The organism is Ralstonia sp. Ralssp135, from assembly GCF_047304345.1.
Classification (GTDB): domain Bacteria; phylum Pseudomonadota; class Gammaproteobacteria; order Burkholderiales; family Burkholderiaceae; genus Ralstonia; species Ralstonia chuxiongensis.
This window is the reverse complement of sequence record NZ_JBGLYZ010000019.1, coordinates 85292-101344: the sequence shown is the minus strand read 5'-3', so window position 1 is coordinate 101344 and position 16053 is coordinate 85292. Positions and strand designations below refer to the sequence as shown.

Genomic DNA, 16053 nt, shown 5'->3' with positions numbered 1-16053 from the left:
CCCCCCCCCCCCCCCCCCCCCCCCCCCCCCCCCCCCCCCCCCCCCCCCCCCCCCCCCCCCCCCCCCCCCCCCCCAACTCACTACTCCGGCGAACCACTTGTCCTCAAGGGGCGCATTCTCGCGAAGGTGTAAATGATGATGTTTGATCCATCAAACCATGCGTTAAAAGATGCAGCCCAAGATCGTTGTTTTCTCTGCGGAGAAAAATTCCCCATCGACAAAATTACGCGGGAGCACGTATTCCCAAAGTGGCTTCAAAGAAGGCTAGATATTTGGAATCGCCAACTGACCCTGGTGAATGGGACAAGGATCAAGTACCGAAGCTTTACGGCTCCAGCTTGCGTTGACTGCAATGGAATATCGCTTTCCCGTATCGAAGACAAAGTCGCGACAGCGCTTCCGCTAGGGGCCAAGGCGGTTCGTGCGCTGGGTCACGAAATTTTGTACGTTTGGCTTTCAAAGCTAATGTTCGGTGCGTTGTACGTCGAGGCGCTTTTGCCGTCTGACCGATCCAATCATCACGCTGGGCCAATCCTGCCAAGCACTGTCCTCGAAAATTTCCGACACCTGCATTTCATGATGCAGGCAGCGAGGACTTCCGTAGAATTTCATAGCTTCGAGACTAAATTTCACGCGTCCGTGCTGGTGTTTCCTGTGCAGCGGCATCCTTCTGCTGCACATCGATTTATGTATCGTGATGACGTTCTGCACGGATGTATCGCTGTACGACTTGATACGGTAGGCCTTATTTGTGTTGCGGACGGTGGCGCTCAGGAACGGCTTGCTGAGGAAATTTTTCCGAAGCTTTTTAGCCACAACCTTCACCCGTTGCAGTTTGAAGAAATTTGCGCCAAGGTGTTTGCAAAGGCGCGGACTCAGCGGCTGGTTCCGAAGTACGTCACCGCCATCAGCCCCGGCCGCACCAGCGTTACTCAAATGCCGTTTGGGGGAATGTCGGGTGCGATCTTTGGTGACTGGGACCAGCAGCTTTACGCGCTAATGCTGGCCGACTTTACCGGGTACCCACTCGAAATCATTTCGCCCGGAGAAGGAAAAATCACCTCGTGGATTGGCAACTACGACGAACCCAGCGTCATTGACGTTCGTACGCAGCCGTGGCCATAAGTCATCGACGTGTTGCATCGACCGGTTTAATCTCCAGCCAAGGCAGACGTTCGCTGCGCGGGTGACCGCCTCGGCCTCAAGTTGAACTACATCCCAGGGGGCATCCATAGGTTTCCGTCAATCCATGAAAAAGCTGCGGGAAGCAATGTCCCCAAAGAAAAGCCCGCGAGCCTCTCAGCATCGCGGGCTTTTCCACATCTAGGCCACCATCAGCAGCCCCTCACCTCACTCCCCAGCCACCTTCTTCCGCGGCCCCCGACTAAACCGCGCCGACAACGTCCGTCGCGCCGAATCCAACCCTTCCCCTTTGCCCGCCACCTTCAGGTACGTGTAACCCTCCAGCGCGGCCGTCATCAGATCACTGCCCATCGCCAGTTGCGAATCCTGCATCCTTTCCAGCAACTTCTCCACGCGGGCGAGGCGAGGGCGCAGGGTGTCAAAGCCCACCAAGTCACGTCGCATCTCCTGTAGGCTGAAATTGGCAGGAAGCACGCTGGGGTTGTTGCTCAGCAGTTCCACTGCCTGGCGGCAGAACGCTTCGGACTTGTTGCCCATCTTCATGAGCGTGCTGCGCTGCTCGACTGACAGGTCAATCAGGCCGACGAGCTTTTCTTCCAGCGTCTTCAGCGCACCGTCAATGGCGGTCAGGTCGGTGGCGCTGGGTTGAAACGAGATCAAGTTCTGAGACATTGCGTTCCTTCTAAAGCGGATATCAACGTCATGCCGATTGGCACAACCCGGTGAGGGTGGCTACCGCTGCGGCGTATCGCAATGCTGTACACAACTTTTGACGGAAAGCGCCCGCACATGGGGCGAGCAAGCCCGCTCACGCCGTTCGAATGTTGGAGCGTGAAGCGCGAGCTTTGGACTGTCGAACTCGACTCTCTGAGACTGACGCTCGACTCTCAGACAGTGGAACGTGACCCTCAGACAGTGAAGTTCGAGTGTTTGAGGCTCAAACGCGACCCTCGAAGGGGCGAATTCGACTGTTTGACACTGACGCTCGACCCTCAAACAGTGAAACGCCAGTGTTTGACCCTCGCGTTCCACTCTCTGAGGGTGAAGCGCCACTGTTTGAGGCTGGAGCCTGACCTTCCGACCGTCGCTCCCGACGAATCAAGAATCCAACTTTCGCCGCTGCCCCCATCGCTATAATCCACCTCGCTGCCGCACCAACGGCAGTCGGGTTTGGCGACCTGCACTGGTGGCTCTGGAGAGACGATGCTTCGCGCATCGCCTCCGCACACCCACGCACGCACTACGGCGGGCCGGGTGGGGAGACCGCAAGGTCTGCCGGTGCTCCAGAGAGCCGGTTCGCCAGCCCCGCCGTCAGGCCCGCCACCTCGTCTGGCGATGAGTTGCCGGGCCTCCAACCACCTCTGGAGGCTCTATGCCAAATGGTCCAAGCGGGAACCGCCCCGCGTCGTATCCATCTCCGCCAACATCGCAACCCCCACCGCCCACGTCATCCGACACAGGCAGGCTCACCAAAAACCGCACCTACCTGAACGGCGCCATCGCAGCGCAGGCGTATCTCAAACGCACGCGCACCGCCATGTGCACGCACGGCCAATGCCGGCCGGGCATGCTGCGCGAACAGCTTCAACATCTGTCCGCACACGCGTTTCCACCGGCCTTCATCAAAGGCTTTGTGGATGCGATTGATGCCTACGTATCGATGTCGCTCGGGGGCCGCGATGTCGATCCGCAAACGTGGGACGTACTTGCCGCCGTAGAGCGGCGTGGCTACAGCCAATAACAACAGATTGACGCATTCCCGTGACGGGCGGGGATGCCGAGTAGTGCATTCGCTGCTGGATTTGCTCGCCTTCGGCCATGAGTGGCCGCCAGAGCCCTGGACATCAGTCATGGAATTGAAACGTGCTCAATCCAAAAGGCGGCAGATAGCCAAGCGTTATGCCCACGAACACGGCGATGGAATAGCCGAGTGCTCCTACGTGCAGATGTACTGCGACAAGTACGCGGCCAAGCACCGAGAAACAAATCTGCCGACGCCGTGGGAACCGAAACAACTTCGGTTCAATGTTTGGCACCAATTGCGCCTATAAAGAATCCTGCGGCGCCGAGAAAGAGCGCGTACCGAATGGAGTACTTGGCGCACGAAGGGCTGCTCAGAGTCGACAAGCGCCGCGGTCCTCGCGCGGCAATCGGCCATCAGCAGCCCGTGGTGGCCGTCCGTTTTCGGGCAGACTCTCGGCAGCAAGCCATTGATCGAGATACGGCCACCGACCGCAGCACACACTCTGACGACGGCCGCCCGCATCGATGATGCCGCTGGCACGACTAGACTGCTGGACACCATGAACCTACCCCAGAACACGACCTCGACCAAAGCGCGCGCCGTGCCCATGCCTAGCAACAGCGTGCTAGCGCCGCTTTATGCGGGCGCGGACCTTTTGGACGCTTTCGCAATTCGACTGCCGGCGGAGGCCAGCGATGATCTGGAGGTGTTGGCACGCGCCGCGTTCGAGCGGCAGGCGTGGTGGATTCGTGCGCTCACGCGTGTCCGCGATGTGGCGATGGCGACAGTCGGCGTCAAATCGTCTCGCGCCGTCGGTCTTGCCGGAGCGGCGCGTGGGCCGGTTATCGGTTACTTACCGCTGCTGTCAAAGAGCGCGACGGAGTTGATAGTGGGCGCGGATGACCGGCATCTCGATTTCCGCGCCACCATCCAACTTCGCGCCGATGCGGCAAATGGGCGCGAGCTGCTCGCAGGGACGGTGGTGCATTGCCACAACAGACTGGGACGTCTCTATCTTGCGACGATTGCGCCGTTTCATCGCGTGATTGTGCGGGCGAATTTGGAACGGGCAGTAAGAGAAATGAGGACTTGAGCACGCAGTGGCGGTAGCGGCAGGTTGCTTTAGCGGATCACGAACGTCCGGTTTCGGGCAGGCGATTCACCACGTCCACCGGCTCCTTTGGGTCGGAAGTGGACGGCCGTAGGCAGTGCCATCATCGACCGGTTGAATCCGCAGCCGACAACGGACAGTCTGCCGGTCGGCTACTGCGCGCGAGCAGAACAGCTATCAGCAGGACCTGTACCGTGCGCATCCAAGCCGCACGCGGAACAAGCTTCCTTGGCCATCCCCTGATTCCAGTTCGATGATGCCGTTGTTGAGCTCGACCGCCCACTTTGCTATGGCCAACCCCAGGCCTGCACCGCCGGTTTCTCGCGAGCGGTCTGCATCGATGCGATAAAAGCGCTCGAAAACGCGGAGGTGATGCTCAGCGGCAATACCTGGGCCGTTGTCACGGATCTCAATCACCGCGCAGTCCGGCATGGCATCAACACTCGCCTCAATACGGCCCCCATGCTGGGTGTAGCGGATCGCGTTGCTGATCAGGTTGAACAGCGCCTGCTGAAGCGTCGCCGGATCCACCATCGCTTCGACCCGCTTTGTGCTTGAGCACACGAGCGTTTGTTGCCTCTCTTCGGCCAGCACCCGCAGATGATCGGCTACACCCGCGGTCAACGCGGTGAGATCGCACAAGGTGCGCTGCAACGGCAATGCTCTAGCTTCAGCACGCGTGAGCATCAACAGCCCGTCGAGCAGGCGAACCAGGCGGTCTGTTTCTTCCAGGATGCTGCTCATGGCGTCGGCTTGTCGCGCGGGATCTTGCGGGTGCTGCAGCGCGTTCTCGCCAACGCTACGAATCACCGTCAGCGGCGTGCGCAGTTCATGCGAAGCATCCGCGGTAAAGCGGCGCAAGCGCGCAAACGCATCCTCCAGACGTTCCAACGTGTCGTTGAAGGCCGTGGCCAAGCGATTGAATTCGTCGTCAGGGCCATCGGCGGGCAAACGCTGCGACAGGTTGTCAGCCGATATTTCACCCGCCATGCGCGCCATCTTGCCAACCGGAGCAATCGCCCGCCCGGCGAGGATGTATCCGCCAACGAGACTGATCAACAGTGCAAAAGGCAAGCCCACCCAGGTCATCAGAATGAGCTTGCGCTCGATGACATAGGTTTGTTCCATGTCTTGCGCCACGGTCACCCTGTATGCCACGCCCGCGTGCTGGGTCATGGCAGTGCGCAGGTAGTAGTGGCGGCCATTGGAGGCTTTCTCGACACAGTAGGGGTTGGTGGGATCTGAGGATCTGGCGTTCAACGTGCTTACCTGCCAGGCACGCGTGGTCTGCGCCGGCTGACCAGATGCTGCGATGCGCGCGAGTATTCCGGTATCGCGCAAGCCGGCGCTGTGGAGACCGCTTTCTTCACGCAGCATTTGCTCGACTTGCTCGACGTCACGGTCTACCTGTGTGCGCAGCAGCACCATATTGCTCGCACGCGTGAGCAGGAAGACGCAACAAGAAAACACCAGGCAGATCAGCGTGAGCGAGACCGCGTACCACAGCGTCAGGCGCTGCCGCACGCTACCGGCGCCGACTCGCATCAGCTGGCGTGGCGCAGGATGAAACCCACGCCGCGAATGGTGTGCAGGAGCGGGTGATCGAACCCGATATCAACTTTCTTGCGCAGGCGGGCAATGTGCACATCAATTACGTTGTCCAGCGGCGCCGCACGCGGCACGTCCTGCCAGATGTCGCGCACGATCATGGCGCGCGTGACCGTGCTGCCGCGATGGCGCACCAGACATTCGAGAATCTCGAACTCCTTCGCGGTCAGGTCCAGCAGCCGGCCGTCGCGCGCTACCTCGCGCGTCACCAGGTCCATTTCGAGCCCCGCGTACTTGAGCTTGAGTGCGGGTTCGGCCGCCCCCCGTCGCAACAGTGCGCGTACCCGCGCGAGCAGTTCCGGCAGTGCGAAGGGTTTGACCAGATAGTCGTCTGCGCCGCTGTCCAGGCCGTGCACGCGGTCTTCTACCGTGTCGCGCGCCGTGATGATGATCACCGGCGTGGCTGCATCGCGTGCGCGCAGCGTCGAGAGGATTTCGATACCGCAGCGCCCTGGCAGCATCAGGTCGAGCACCACCAGATCAAACGGCTCCGTGCCCAGCAGGAAGAAACCTTCCTCCCCCGTGCTGGCCACGCGCACGTCGTATCGCTCGCTTTCAAGGTGTTCCTGAATCGCCTGGGCCAGCTTTTTTTCGTCTTCAACGACAAGGATGCGCATGGTGTTTTTTGCCGAGCCCCCGGGGCATTGCCTGGTCGGCGGATTCTACCTTGCGAGGCCTCAGCCTCTTCCTGAATTCTTCGTCAGAAAAGCTTCAGTTGTGAGGCGTTGGCGGGCCCTTCTACGATGCGTCCGTCGACTAGGCATGCAAGCCCCTCGCGCTGCCGCAGCGGCATTCCAATCACGATAGTTCAACCACTGGAGTACACGATGGCCTTGATTACTCGGAGCCTTGTTGCGTTTGTTTTGCTGCTGTCTGGTGTCTTTGCCCATGCTGGCGAGCAGGCCTTTGACCAGAAGTCGTTTGACGACCTGCGTGCAGCAGGCAAGCCAGTTGTGGTGCATGTGCATGCGCCCTGGTGCCCGGTGTGCAAGAAGCAGGCGCAGGTGATTTCTGCGCTGGAATCCGAAGACCGATTCAAGAGCCTGACGGTGATGCGCGTCGATTTCGACACGGACAAAGGCGTGCAGGCCGCGCTTAAGGTCACCTCCCGCAGCACCCTGATCGCCTTCAAGGGCGAGACCGAGCTCGGCCGCTCTGTGGGGGACACCAACCCTGATTCCATTGCCGCGCTGTTGGCCAAGCCGCTGCAGTAGCGCCGCCATGACCGCAACCCGCAACCGATAGACAGGAACGACATGGAATTCGGACTGGGAACCTATGGCCTGGGCTATGTGGCCGGCGTCTTGTCGACCTTGTCGCCTTGCGTGCTGCCGCTACTCCCCATCGTGTTGGCGGGCGCGGCATCAGCGCATCGCTGGGGCGCAGCTGCGCTGACAGCGGGCCTGGCGCTGTCGTTCACAGCGATGGGAATGTTCGTTGCCACGGTTGGAGTCACGATCGGGCTGGATGCAGAGGTGCTACGGCGCATTTCGGCATGGCTGCTCGTGGCGGCTGGCGGCATGCTATTGCTGCCCGCTCTGCAGCGGCGCTTTGTGATGGCCACTGCCGGTGTTGCCAATGTTGGACAGAGCTGGTTGTCTGGCCTCGACGTTGGCGGGCTGCGCGGGCAGTTCTTTGTGGGCCTGGCACTGGGCACCATCTGGAGTCCCTGCGCGGGGCCGACGCTGGGCGCCGCAATCGCGTTGGCTGCTCAGGGGCGCCACCTTGGCAAGATCGCGCTGCTGATGATCTTGTTCGGCCTGGGAGCCGGCACCCCCCTGATGCTGCTCGGTAGGCTGTCAAACGCCACCTTGGCGAAGCTGCGCGGGCGGTTGCTGTCTGCGGGCAGACTGGGCAAGCCGGTGCTTGGCGTCATCCTCATGGTGCTTGGTGTGATGACGTTGACTCGGGCCGACCAGCATCTGGAAACCTGGGTGGTGAACTGGTTGCCGGCCTGGGCGGTGGATCTGACCACGCGCTTCTAGGAATCGGTCTCCGATGGTCTCTACGTGGAGGCGTCGAATCTCGCGCGGTTCTCGACACTGCACCCTTTGCGCAAAATCAGTTCACCGGAATTCAGAATGTCTATCCGCCACACCTTCGCCTGTAGCCTTTCGCTTGTTGCCCTGCACGCGGTGGCCCAAGTTCCGCCCGAGATCGGCGGCAAGCTCAACGCCATCGGTCACGCCGTCGACCTACCGGCTGTGACCGCGTTGTACGCACCCACTCTCAAGCATCAGTCGTACGTGGGCACGCGCGTCACGCGCGAGGTGAGCTACGGCAAAGATGCCGCGCAAAGGCTCGACGTGTTCGCGCCAGACACGCCCGCCACCACACCACGCCCCGTGCTGATCTTCGTGCATGGTGGCGGTTTCGTCTCGGGGGACAAGCACACTGCCGACAGCCCCTTCTACGACAATGTGATGCTGTGGGCCGCACACCACGGCATGGTCGGCGTCAACATCAACTATCGCTTGGCGCCAAAGAACCCGTGGCCGGCCGGCGCCGAAGATGTAGGTCTGGCCACGCGCTGGGTACAGGAGAACATCGCTATGCAGGGTGGCGACCCGCTACACGTCTACCTACTTGGGCACTCAGCGGGCGGCACGTTGGTCGGGTCGTACGTTGGGCAACAGCAATTTCAGGGGCAGTCTGCAACGGGGCTGGCCGGGGTCATCCTCTTGTCGGCCGGCATCGTCGATCCAACCACCGCGGAGCCGAGCGCCCCACTCAAGGCGTACTTCGGTGATGACCCACACCGCTATGCTGAGCGCTCCAGCTTCCAGGGTCTTGTGCGGACCCGCCTGCCCACGCTGGTGGCGGTGAGCGCGCTGGAGCCGCCGCCCTTCGAGCGCCAGGCGCTGCAGTTGCAGAACGCACGTTGCCGGCTGGACCGCTGCGCCTCGTTTGTCCGCTTGGCGGGGCATGACCATCTGTCGACCGTGTTCTCGTTCAATACGACGGACGAGTCTGTCGCCGATGCCGTTCTTGCTTTCATACGCGGCAGTGGTACCGCTCCGACCCAATCCGCATCGAACTAGAGCCGCTAATCTGCGCGGGGCCCCGGTTTTGTTAGCGGCTCTTAGCTAGCCGCGTGGGGTCACGGAACGGACGCTATCCCATGCTGGGCAAGCGTGAACTGGGCGAGCCCGACTTGTAGACAATGCCTTCCCCGAGATCCGGTTCCACAGCGTCAGATGAGATCGAGGCGGAAGAAGAGCGAGTTCCGGTCCACGTAGTCGTACTTCACTGGCACCTCAGTCTGAGGGATCTCCCGAAATCCATTTGCTTTGTAAAAAGCATGAGAGCGCGTTGCGATCGACGGCGTGTCGAGCACAATGGAAACGATGCCAGACGAGCGAGCGAACTCGATGACGGCGTTAAACAACTTCGCCGCACACAGCGTTTGCTTGCCTCTGTAGTCCGCCAGCACGAATAGCTTTTTGAGAATGCCGATGCCATTCGGTTTTGCCTGCAGGCCAATGGTGCCGACAACTCGGCCGTCCTGCGCCAGGGCGACCCAGAATTGCCCGCCAGTCGCGACGTAGTGCGTCTCGATGTCCAAGAGGTCTGGTTGGTCCTCAAGTGAAAGCCCCACCTTGAACTCAACGTTTTGCACGTAAAGGATGGTGTCGATGACCTGTTGCTGTTGCGTCGCATTGAAGAGCTCGACGTTGACGCTGGCGGCGTGCGCGCCTAATTCGGTCATACAAGGACTCCATAAATTTAAGGTACGGCTGTCTCCCCCTCGAAGGGGCGTGCCAGGATTTCGCGAAGAGGTTAATCAGCGGTAGTCGGTGAGCACGGACAACGCCCACATGCCTATTGGCGTTCCATTGGAACCTGCGGAACGATTCCATCAATTTGTTGCATCGACCGGTTGAATCCGCAGCCAACAACGGCCATTCCGCGCCTACGAGTCTATACTCCCGGGCCCGGCAATCTGCGTGATACGACAAGACCAAATGAAAGCAAGAGAACTGTTCATCGTTTTGCTAGGAGCGTTGGCGTTGACTCAACCATCACTATCCTTCGCGCAAAACATCAACGGGAAAAATCTCTACGTACAGAGATGTGCGATGTGCCACGGCGCAGATATCAAGGGCACGGGGCCACTGGCCAAGAAAAGCAATCCCCCCACGCCTGACCTCACGACCGCTGCGTTCAAAAAGCGACTCAATGATTATCCGGGCGTCATCGTCTCATCCGTAATACTTCGCCCGAACGGAGACCTGATTCCGAGAACCTTGAGGGAGAACGGCGTAAAGCTGGCGCCGCACTCCTGGACCGTTCAAGATTTTCGCGATTTGAATCAATACATGCGTGACGTGATTTCTAAAAGCCGATGATTGCGTATTGACCGTCGGCACATGCTCGCGACAGGCATACCGCGTACTGCGCTTGCCGGGGTCCGGGGCCGGTGAGTGCGCCCTGCCAACTCGTTCAACGCGCGGGCGGATGAACGACTTGCATTGCTGACTTGGCAACCCGCCGCATCACAGCGCGCAATGTGACGCGTAGCGCCAGAAATACCCGGGCCCACGATCCCGATATCGGAGTAGAGTGGGGTACGGATATCAGCGGGGCGCATCGTCGGCCCCGGCACAAGAGAAATTTGCCTCGCCTCTGATCGACGCGTCGCGGACGTTCCACCTCGATCCAGCCTCCCAAGCTGCCTCTCCGAGTCGTTTTTCCAGCACGGCTCGCACTTCACCCGCCCCCGGGCATTCTCGCCTTGCCATCAGAGCACCAAGGGCGTAGCCCGGCCCGCTCGCTTTTCCTATGGGAGATCCACCATGGACACCTACCCGACATCCTTCTACAAAGGGTTCGCGATTTACCCCCTGATTTACCCGTTCAACCCACCGCGCGAGTGGCACGAGAAACGCCCCGACCGCGCGTACAGCGTCTCGGTCGTCATCTGTCTTGAAGGCGAGACGATGGACGATGAGCGCTCCCGCGTCTTTCGTCTAAGAGGCGAGCCATGGGACAACGTAGGCGCTGCGAAGCGCGCGGCCGCGCAGGGCGCAGAGGACATCATCAATGGGCTTGTGCCGGGCCAATCTATGGCTGGCGAGTAGACCGTCCTATGAGGTCAAATCCGAAGGTCTGTCCGGTGGCGCTCTCAAGGGCCACCGTCTACGCAAGCGACCCAGCCATGCCGGGCGTCAGGAGTTCGAATGGTTCGAATGCAGTACTCAATCTGCCTGGCTTATGAGATTCGCGATCAGGCCGCAGACTTCATCTTCAATTTTCACGCGGCGCAGACCGCGCGCCAGACAATCGTTGCCGAATCGCTGCAACTGACCCCTGCGATTCCGACCACGCTTCAGACGGAATCGACCTTACTGAATCGTTATCTACGGGTGCGAGCACCGCGCGGCCATCTCGCCATCAACTATGTGGCCACCGTTGATATGCGCCACCTGCTCACACCACCGCAGTCACTGTTTGAAGTTCGTATTGCGGACTTGCCGCTGGACGTTATTCCCTTCCTGGCGCCCAGCCGCTATTGCGAATCCGACCGCCTCATGGCATTTGCTCGCCGGGAGTTTGGCGGGTATCAGCGCGGGTATGCGCTTGTCCTTGCGATTCGGGATTGGGTCTGCCGATATGTACAGTTCATCCCGCTATCCACGAGCGAGCAAACCTCTGCGGTGGACACATTGGTGGATCGGCATGGCGTATGCCGGGACTACGCCCATCTGATGATCGCGTTGTGTCGCGCGCTAAGCATTCCGGCCCGTTTCGCGACGAGCGTCAACTACGGAGCCGACCCTGCTCTCGGCCCCAATGATTTCCACGCATTTGTAGAGGTGTACCTGGGCAACCAGTGGAATCTGCTCGATCCATCAAACGGATCGATGCCCATGGGGCTCCTGCGGATTGGTACCGGGCGCGATGCCACTGAAGTGCCCATCGCAATGATCTTTGGCGATGTTGAGCCGACCCGCCCTCGCGTCGAGGTTCAGGCGCTCACAAGCGCTGAGCCGAAGGCCGATATGCCAATGGCGACTGACCAAGCAATCTGCACTTGGTAAGGCACCTGCGCTGCCTACCATTCCTGCGTGGCCGGAGGAACATCCTCAGGGCCAAGAATGACGTCCACCGCGGCGCGCCCCGCCACCTCTCCTACCAAGTGCGCCCAACGCTTGGAAAAGGGTCCCCCATGAATCTTGATCCGCTTGCCCAGCGCTATCACGCCAGCGGTCTCAATGGGTCCTTCGATCCGGAACCACAGATCAAACATGTCTTCAGACGTCTCAACGAGATCCACATGAATCTGAAAGCCGCGATACTCGGTGGTGCGTGTCATATTGCCTCCGGGGTGCGCTATTTCCTTGCGCCAGGATCTCAGCCCTAGCTTCAGAACACGTCCCGCCGTAAAGGGGTGAACCGCCTTAGGCTCTTATCGTTCCTGCTGCGAACGCAGCGAAGAACGGCAAGGTCGGCATCGAAGGCTCTGCACTGACTGCCGAGTGCGCTGACAGGGCCAGCGCCTGATGCCCAATCTACGCGCATTGCGGTCAGGCTTGGGACTTATTTCGTCAGCACGCTGAGAAGGCGACTTCAGGGCATTATTCGAATCGTCGGAGCGAGATCCGATTTCGCGCGGTACGCTCAAAACCGAAGGCTGACGCCAGGAGGATAGGCAATGAAGTGGTTGACTGTTTTCGCCCTTGCCCTGTGCTGCTGGGCCACCGCATCGCACGCGCAAAGCGGTGATATTGCAGCGCATGTTGAAGTGCATGCGATTCCGTCGTTCACGCTGTCGGACACTCAGGTCTTGACCGGCAGCAAAGATGGAAAGCCCGTGATGGTGGGCGGCGTGCTGCGCCTGGCCCAGGCGAGTGGCCGCCAGCCGGCGGTGGTGCTCATTCACGGCTCCAGCGGCATTGGCCCCAACATCGAAATGTGGGAGCGCATATTCAATGCCCTGGGCATCGCCACCTTCGCCATCGACGGCTTCACGGGGCGAGGCATTGTTTCGACAAGTCGTGACCAAAGCCAACTGGGTCGGCTGAATCTCATCATCGATGCATATGGTGCGCTTTCCGTGCTGGCGCATCATCCGAGAATCGATTCCAAAAGGATCGTGCTGATGGGCTTTTCGCGAGGCGGGCAGGCCACGCTGTATGCGGCGATGCGCCGGCTTCACCGGCTGTGGAATACCAGCGGTGCGCGCTTCCAGGCATACATTCCGTTTTATCCCGACTGCATGACGCGCTATCGCGATGACACCGACGTCGATGCCCCCATCCGGGAGTTTCATGGCGCTGCGGACGATTACGACCCGCCCCAAAAATGCGCGGCTTATGTGGAGCGCCTGCGCAAGGCCGGTAACGACGTTGCGATGACGGTGTACCCCGATGCGCCTCACGCATTCGATCTGCCGTTAGACATGGCACCCACAGTTGCCAAGGGCTCGCAAACGGTGCGGGCGTGCGAGATTGCCGAAGACGAGAAGGGGATATTGATCAACCTCGCCACGCAATCCGAGTTCACGTTCAAGGATGCATGCGTTCAATTGGGCCCGCATGTCGGAGCCAACGCCCAGGCACGCGAAGCTGCCATCCGTGACGTTCGTGCGTATCTGAGCACGCTCTTCTCACGGCAGTAGATTCAGGCATCTGCATCACCTTTTTCCGCATCCACCGTGCGAAACCCGTCTATGAAGGCATCCCCACGCTCCAAGGCCGCTTTGCGATGGCTGAAAGCTGCAGTCATCATGTTCGGACTGACGGCCAGTCTATTCACCGCAACCAGCGAGGCAAAGGAAGTGCAGCACTCCATCAAGAACGTTGTCCTGGTACATGGTGCGTTTGCTGACGGATCAAGTTGGTCTGAGGTCATCGCAGCACTGCAGCGCAAGGGTTATCACGTGACCGCTGTTCAGAACCCGCTCACCTCTCTGGAGGACGACGTTTCTGCCACCCGCCGCGTTCTTGCCCGGCAGTCGGGAGACGTCATTCTGGTGGGGCACTCGTATGCCGGTGCCGTGGTGACTGAAGCGGGGAACGCAGACAACGTCAAAGGCATCGTCTACCTCTCTGCGCTGGTACCGGACAGCGGAGAATCCGTGTCCGATCTGCTGACGCGCCTGAAGGCGCCCATGGATGGCCTGAAGCCCGACAATGAAGGCTTCATCTGGCTCGACGACCCGGCAGCCTATCGCGACGTCATGGCGGGCGATGTACCCGAGCCCCGTGCGCGCATTCTTGCTGCTACGCAGGTCCCTATTTCCGTATCTGCCTTTGCAGGCAAAGTCTCTCATGCGGCTTGGCACGACAAGCCAACGTGGTATCTCATTACCGAAGAAGATCATGCGCTCAAGACGCCAGTGCAGCGCACGTTGGCCCAACAGATTGGAGCCCGCGTGACGACTGTGAAGTCGAGCCATATGTCGTTGGTCTCACACCCCGCCGTGGTGGCCAATCTGATCGATCGTGCCGCGAAAGACGCGCAGCACTAGAGCGTCGGCGGGTTAGAAACTGAGGTGCACCCAGCGCGGCGTCGACGCGATGTTGCGCCGTGAACAGGCGGGAAGCCCTACGCCCGCGAGGACTCTGCGGCGTTGGCCAGTTTCGCCATTGCCTGCGTTGCTGAACGAAGCTCCTTATCGCCCATCTGACCTGCAAGTTCTGCTTTGGCTGAACTCCACACCGGGAGCGCATTCGCCACGAGTCGACGCCCGGATGTCGTGAGGGTCAACTGCTTTCCAGCTCGGCCGCGTCCGCCAGTGGCGTGGACCAAATCCCGGCTTTCCAGATTCTGAACAGATCGGCTGAGGGTAGTGGGGTCGACGCCCGCCTTATCCGCTAGCTCGACCAGCGTCGTTCCCTCGGCTTCACCGATACCAACCAACAGGCTGAACTGCTCCGCCGTTAGCCCGAGCGGCTTGAAACAGGCGTTGTAGTAGCGCGTGAGTGCGCGCGCCGTTGCGCGTGCCCGGAAGCCCGGACACTCCGCAGCAACGTTCTTCAAAGCCTCTGGATCAAAACCCTTCATGCCTACCCCGTTTGACAATCCTGCCTTCCCTTAATAATGTATATGCATTATTTAGGAGGCACAATGCCGGCATACGTACACGTCAATCTACGCATCATCGACTCTGCCAAGCAGGCGGCGCTTGCTCCGCGCTTTCAAGCTGCGCTGCAAGAGGCGGGCGGGCGAATCTTGCATTTCGGCCCTGTCGCGCAGGTTCTGGAGGGGGATAAAGACCCGTTGCCGATGGCCGGCGTGTTCGAGTTCCCGACGCTGGCCCAAGCGCTAGCTTTCTACAATTCCGAGACCTATGCGCCGATCAAGGCCGATCGGCAGGAAGCCCAGGAATCGCGGATGTTCGTTGTCGAAACGCTGTCGTGATTCACGGCTTCCGGCCAAGAAAGCACGTTCCCCGGTACGCATCGAAAAACGCAAACCACTGCGGAGGATGGAAGGATGCTGACGAACGGCTGGGGCTATGTTCAAACATGACGATCGAGGAGCTTCACTCATTCTTGAACAGCACGTTCGATTTGGTCACCGACCCAGTGGAGCGGGGCAGCGCTCGCACATACTTTCTCGGCAACGTGGTGTGGCAGCCGTCGGCGACCACGCGCATCCTTCATGTTGGGTGCGGGGTGAACAACCAGGTCAGCCACATCAAGCTGTGCGTCTCGTCGGACAACAATAACAGTGTGTTTGTACGGTTGCCGGTGACCTGGTTGGAGCTTGAGCAGATCGTGGCCAACGAGATTTCGCTGCGTGCACGGAGCCGGCTGGTGAATACCTAGGCCGGCTGGTTCTGCACCCCGCTACTGAGCCTGCAAAAACGCAGCAACCGCTTTCGCTTGGTCGTCCGACAGCGTGTGTGCAACGGCACTCATCACGGGAGCGTTGGCGCGCGTGCCGTTCTTGAACACCGCAATCTGCCGTAAGAGATAGGCGTCATGCTGGCCCGCCAGCCTCGGGAAGGTTGCGTTGCCCTGCGCTTGGGCCCCGTGGCACGACGCGCATGCTGGTACGCCGTCCGCAGGCAGGCCGTGCTCGAAAATCTCTTTGCCGCGCGCCATCAGTGCAGGATCACCTGCAGGGCCGGCAGGTGCTGTCTGCCGCGCATAGTATTCGGCCAAGGATGCAATGGTTGCGTCGTCCAGCTGCGATGCGATACCCCACATGAAGGCCTGTGCATCGGTCTCACCCCGGCCACGGGTGCGGAAGCCTTTCAACTGCGCTTCCAGGTACTGCGGCATCTGTGCGTCCAGGCGCGGAAACATCGGCGCTTCGCTCTTGCCGTGCACCCCATGGCACGAAGAACACAGCTGCGCGGCAAGCTTCTCGCCATCTTGCGCACCCGCCATGTTCGACCAGCCGATCATCGCCAACGCTGCCAGCGCGGTCAGCCAGACTCGCCTGGGCTGATGGAATCCTTTCATGGCGTTCTCCCCCCTCGCATCTTCGCGCG

Annotated in this window: 20 protein-coding genes; 13 read left to right on the top strand and 7 right to left on the bottom strand. The window is 60.3% G+C overall.

The window, feature by feature from the left end:
* Positions 1-132: 132 nt before the first annotated feature.
* Entirely contained in the window at positions 133-1125 is a 993-nt protein-coding gene (locus ACCD03_RS14830) for a hypothetical protein (protein WP_413412154.1), read from the top strand.
* A gap of 225 nt (positions 1126-1350) precedes the next feature.
* Here ACCD03_RS14830 and ACCD03_RS14825 read toward each other — a convergent pair whose 3' ends face one another.
* Positions 1351-1815, bottom strand: coding sequence for a hypothetical protein (locus ACCD03_RS14825; protein ID WP_413412153.1), 465 nt, complete (start codon positions 1813-1815; stop codon positions 1351-1353).
* A gap of 700 nt (positions 1816-2515) precedes the next feature.
* Between ACCD03_RS14825 and ACCD03_RS14820 the strand changes: the two genes are divergently transcribed.
* Both ACCD03_RS14820 and ACCD03_RS14815 read left to right on the top strand, forming a co-directional pair.
* Positions 2516-2884, top strand: coding sequence for a hypothetical protein (locus tag ACCD03_RS14820; protein ID WP_413412152.1), 369 nt, complete (start codon positions 2516-2518; stop codon positions 2882-2884).
* A 562-nt stretch (positions 2885-3446) separates the two neighbouring features.
* Positions 3447-3980, top strand: a complete 534-nt coding sequence (locus ACCD03_RS14815) for a DUF2867 domain-containing protein (protein ID WP_413412151.1) — start codon at positions 3447-3449, stop codon at positions 3978-3980.
* A 195-nt stretch (positions 3981-4175) separates the two neighbouring features.
* On the opposite strand, the gene ACCD03_RS14810 is transcribed toward ACCD03_RS14815, so the two are convergent.
* Together ACCD03_RS14810 and ACCD03_RS14805 are read right to left on the bottom strand one after the other, a co-directional pair.
* Complete coding sequence (locus ACCD03_RS14810; RefSeq protein WP_413412150.1) at positions 4176-5522, bottom strand: sensor histidine kinase; 1347 nt, start codon at positions 5520-5522, stop codon at positions 4176-4178.
* A gap of 20 nt (positions 5523-5542) precedes the next feature.
* Positions 5543-6223 carry a response regulator transcription factor gene (locus ACCD03_RS14805; protein WP_413412149.1) on the bottom strand — a complete coding sequence of 227 codons (681 nt, stop codon included), beginning with the start codon at positions 6221-6223 and terminating at the stop codon, positions 5543-5545.
* A 210-nt stretch (positions 6224-6433) separates the two neighbouring features.
* On the opposite strand from ACCD03_RS14805, the gene ACCD03_RS14800 reads away from it, so the two are divergent.
* The 3 genes from ACCD03_RS14800 (at position 6434) to ACCD03_RS14790 (ending at position 8647) form a co-directional block, all read left to right on the top strand.
* Positions 6434-6820, top strand: a complete 387-nt coding sequence (locus tag ACCD03_RS14800) for a thioredoxin family protein (protein ID WP_413412148.1) — start codon at positions 6434-6436, stop codon at positions 6818-6820.
* 42 nt (positions 6821-6862) lie between these two features.
* The gene (locus ACCD03_RS14795) at positions 6863-7591 is read left to right on the top strand and encodes a cytochrome c biogenesis CcdA family protein (protein WP_045206757.1); all 729 of its coding nucleotides are present in this window, start codon (positions 6863-6865) and stop codon (positions 7589-7591) included.
* A gap of 96 nt (positions 7592-7687) precedes the next feature.
* Positions 7688-8647, top strand: coding sequence for an alpha/beta hydrolase (locus ACCD03_RS14790; protein WP_052672893.1), 960 nt, complete (start codon positions 7688-7690; stop codon positions 8645-8647).
* 152 nt (positions 8648-8799) lie between these two features.
* Here ACCD03_RS14790 and ACCD03_RS14785 read toward each other — a convergent pair whose 3' ends face one another.
* The gene (locus ACCD03_RS14785) at positions 8800-9315 is read right to left on the bottom strand and encodes a GNAT family N-acetyltransferase (protein WP_413412147.1); all 516 of its coding nucleotides are present in this window, start codon (positions 9313-9315) and stop codon (positions 8800-8802) included.
* A gap of 256 nt (positions 9316-9571) precedes the next feature.
* On the opposite strand from ACCD03_RS14785, the gene ACCD03_RS14780 reads away from it, so the two are divergent.
* From ACCD03_RS14780 to ACCD03_RS14770, 3 genes are all read left to right on the top strand, one after another.
* Positions 9572-9955 carry a c-type cytochrome gene (locus ACCD03_RS14780; RefSeq protein WP_045206754.1) on the top strand — a complete coding sequence of 128 codons (384 nt, stop codon included), beginning with the start codon at positions 9572-9574 and terminating at the stop codon, positions 9953-9955.
* 447 nt (positions 9956-10402) lie between these two features.
* Positions 10403-10687, top strand: a complete 285-nt coding sequence (locus ACCD03_RS14775) for a hypothetical protein (protein WP_413412146.1) — start codon at positions 10403-10405, stop codon at positions 10685-10687.
* Between the two features lie 99 nt (positions 10688-10786).
* Entirely contained in the window at positions 10787-11647 is an 861-nt protein-coding gene (locus tag ACCD03_RS14770) for a transglutaminase-like domain-containing protein (protein ID WP_413412145.1), read from the top strand.
* A 14-nt stretch (positions 11648-11661) separates the two neighbouring features.
* On the opposite strand, the gene ACCD03_RS14765 is transcribed toward ACCD03_RS14770, so the two are convergent.
* The gene (locus tag ACCD03_RS14765) at positions 11662-11922 is read right to left on the bottom strand and encodes a hypothetical protein (protein WP_045206750.1); all 261 of its coding nucleotides are present in this window, start codon (positions 11920-11922) and stop codon (positions 11662-11664) included.
* Between the two features lie 339 nt (positions 11923-12261).
* Here ACCD03_RS14765 and ACCD03_RS14760 point away from each other — a divergent pair, with 339 nt between their 5' ends.
* Both ACCD03_RS14760 and ACCD03_RS14755 read left to right on the top strand, forming a co-directional pair.
* Complete coding sequence (locus tag ACCD03_RS14760) at positions 12262-13227, top strand: dienelactone hydrolase family protein (protein ID WP_413412144.1); 966 nt, start codon at positions 12262-12264, stop codon at positions 13225-13227.
* 108 nt (positions 13228-13335) lie between these two features.
* Entirely contained in the window at positions 13336-14079 is a 744-nt protein-coding gene (locus tag ACCD03_RS14755; protein ID WP_413412143.1) for an alpha/beta fold hydrolase, read from the top strand.
* Positions 14080-14156: 77 nt separating this feature from the next.
* Here the strand turns inward: ACCD03_RS14755 and ACCD03_RS14750 are convergent, their stop codons facing one another.
* Positions 14157-14615, bottom strand: a complete 459-nt coding sequence (locus ACCD03_RS14750; RefSeq protein ID WP_413412142.1) for a MarR family winged helix-turn-helix transcriptional regulator — start codon at positions 14613-14615, stop codon at positions 14157-14159.
* A gap of 63 nt (positions 14616-14678) precedes the next feature.
* On the opposite strand from ACCD03_RS14750, the gene ACCD03_RS14745 reads away from it, so the two are divergent.
* Complete coding sequence (locus ACCD03_RS14745; RefSeq protein ID WP_413412141.1) at positions 14679-14972, top strand: DUF1330 domain-containing protein; 294 nt, start codon at positions 14679-14681, stop codon at positions 14970-14972.
* Between the two features lie 134 nt (positions 14973-15106).
* Positions 15107-15382 (top strand): hypothetical protein, encoded by a 276-nt coding sequence (locus tag ACCD03_RS14740; protein ID WP_413412140.1) that lies wholly within the window; start codon positions 15107-15109, stop codon positions 15380-15382.
* 21 nt (positions 15383-15403) lie between these two features.
* On the opposite strand, the gene ACCD03_RS14735 is transcribed toward ACCD03_RS14740, so the two are convergent.
* Positions 15404-16024 carry a c-type cytochrome gene (locus tag ACCD03_RS14735; RefSeq protein WP_316678873.1) on the bottom strand — a complete coding sequence of 207 codons (621 nt, stop codon included), beginning with the start codon at positions 16022-16024 and terminating at the stop codon, positions 15404-15406.
* Positions 16025-16053 lie beyond the last annotated feature (29 nt).

Coding starts and splice junctions, on each gene's coding strand:
- ACCD03_RS14830 (WP_413412154.1), top strand. CDS start 133: ATGATGATGTTTGATCCATCAAACCATGCGTTAAAAGATGCAGCCCAA.
- ACCD03_RS14825 (WP_413412153.1), bottom strand. CDS start 1,815: ATGTCTCAGAACTTGATCTCGTTTCAACCCAGCGCCACCGACCTGACC.
- ACCD03_RS14820 (WP_413412152.1), top strand. CDS start 2,516: ATGCCAAATGGTCCAAGCGGGAACCGCCCCGCGTCGTATCCATCTCCG.
- ACCD03_RS14815 (WP_413412151.1), top strand. CDS start 3,447: ATGAACCTACCCCAGAACACGACCTCGACCAAAGCGCGCGCCGTGCCC.
- ACCD03_RS14805 (WP_413412149.1), bottom strand. CDS start 6,223: ATGCGCATCCTTGTCGTTGAAGACGAAAAAAAGCTGGCCCAGGCGATT.
- ACCD03_RS14800 (WP_413412148.1), top strand. CDS start 6,434: ATGGCCTTGATTACTCGGAGCCTTGTTGCGTTTGTTTTGCTGCTGTCT.
- ACCD03_RS14795 (WP_045206757.1), top strand. CDS start 6,863: ATGGAATTCGGACTGGGAACCTATGGCCTGGGCTATGTGGCCGGCGTC.
- ACCD03_RS14790 (WP_052672893.1), top strand. CDS start 7,688: ATGTCTATCCGCCACACCTTCGCCTGTAGCCTTTCGCTTGTTGCCCTG.
- ACCD03_RS14785 (WP_413412147.1), bottom strand. CDS start 9,315: ATGACCGAATTAGGCGCGCACGCCGCCAGCGTCAACGTCGAGCTCTTC.
- ACCD03_RS14780 (WP_045206754.1), top strand. CDS start 9,572: ATGAAAGCAAGAGAACTGTTCATCGTTTTGCTAGGAGCGTTGGCGTTG.
- ACCD03_RS14775 (WP_413412146.1), top strand. CDS start 10,403: ATGGACACCTACCCGACATCCTTCTACAAAGGGTTCGCGATTTACCCC.
- ACCD03_RS14770 (WP_413412145.1), top strand. CDS start 10,787: ATGGTTCGAATGCAGTACTCAATCTGCCTGGCTTATGAGATTCGCGAT.
- ACCD03_RS14765 (WP_045206750.1), bottom strand. CDS start 11,922: ATGACACGCACCACCGAGTATCGCGGCTTTCAGATTCATGTGGATCTC.
- ACCD03_RS14760 (WP_413412144.1), top strand. CDS start 12,262: ATGAAGTGGTTGACTGTTTTCGCCCTTGCCCTGTGCTGCTGGGCCACC.
- ACCD03_RS14755 (WP_413412143.1), top strand. CDS start 13,336: ATGTTCGGACTGACGGCCAGTCTATTCACCGCAACCAGCGAGGCAAAG.
- ACCD03_RS14750 (WP_413412142.1), bottom strand. CDS start 14,615: ATGAAGGGTTTTGATCCAGAGGCTTTGAAGAACGTTGCTGCGGAGTGT.
- ACCD03_RS14745 (WP_413412141.1), top strand. CDS start 14,679: ATGCCGGCATACGTACACGTCAATCTACGCATCATCGACTCTGCCAAG.
- ACCD03_RS14735 (WP_316678873.1), bottom strand. CDS start 16,024: ATGAAAGGATTCCATCAGCCCAGGCGAGTCTGGCTGACCGCGCTGGCA.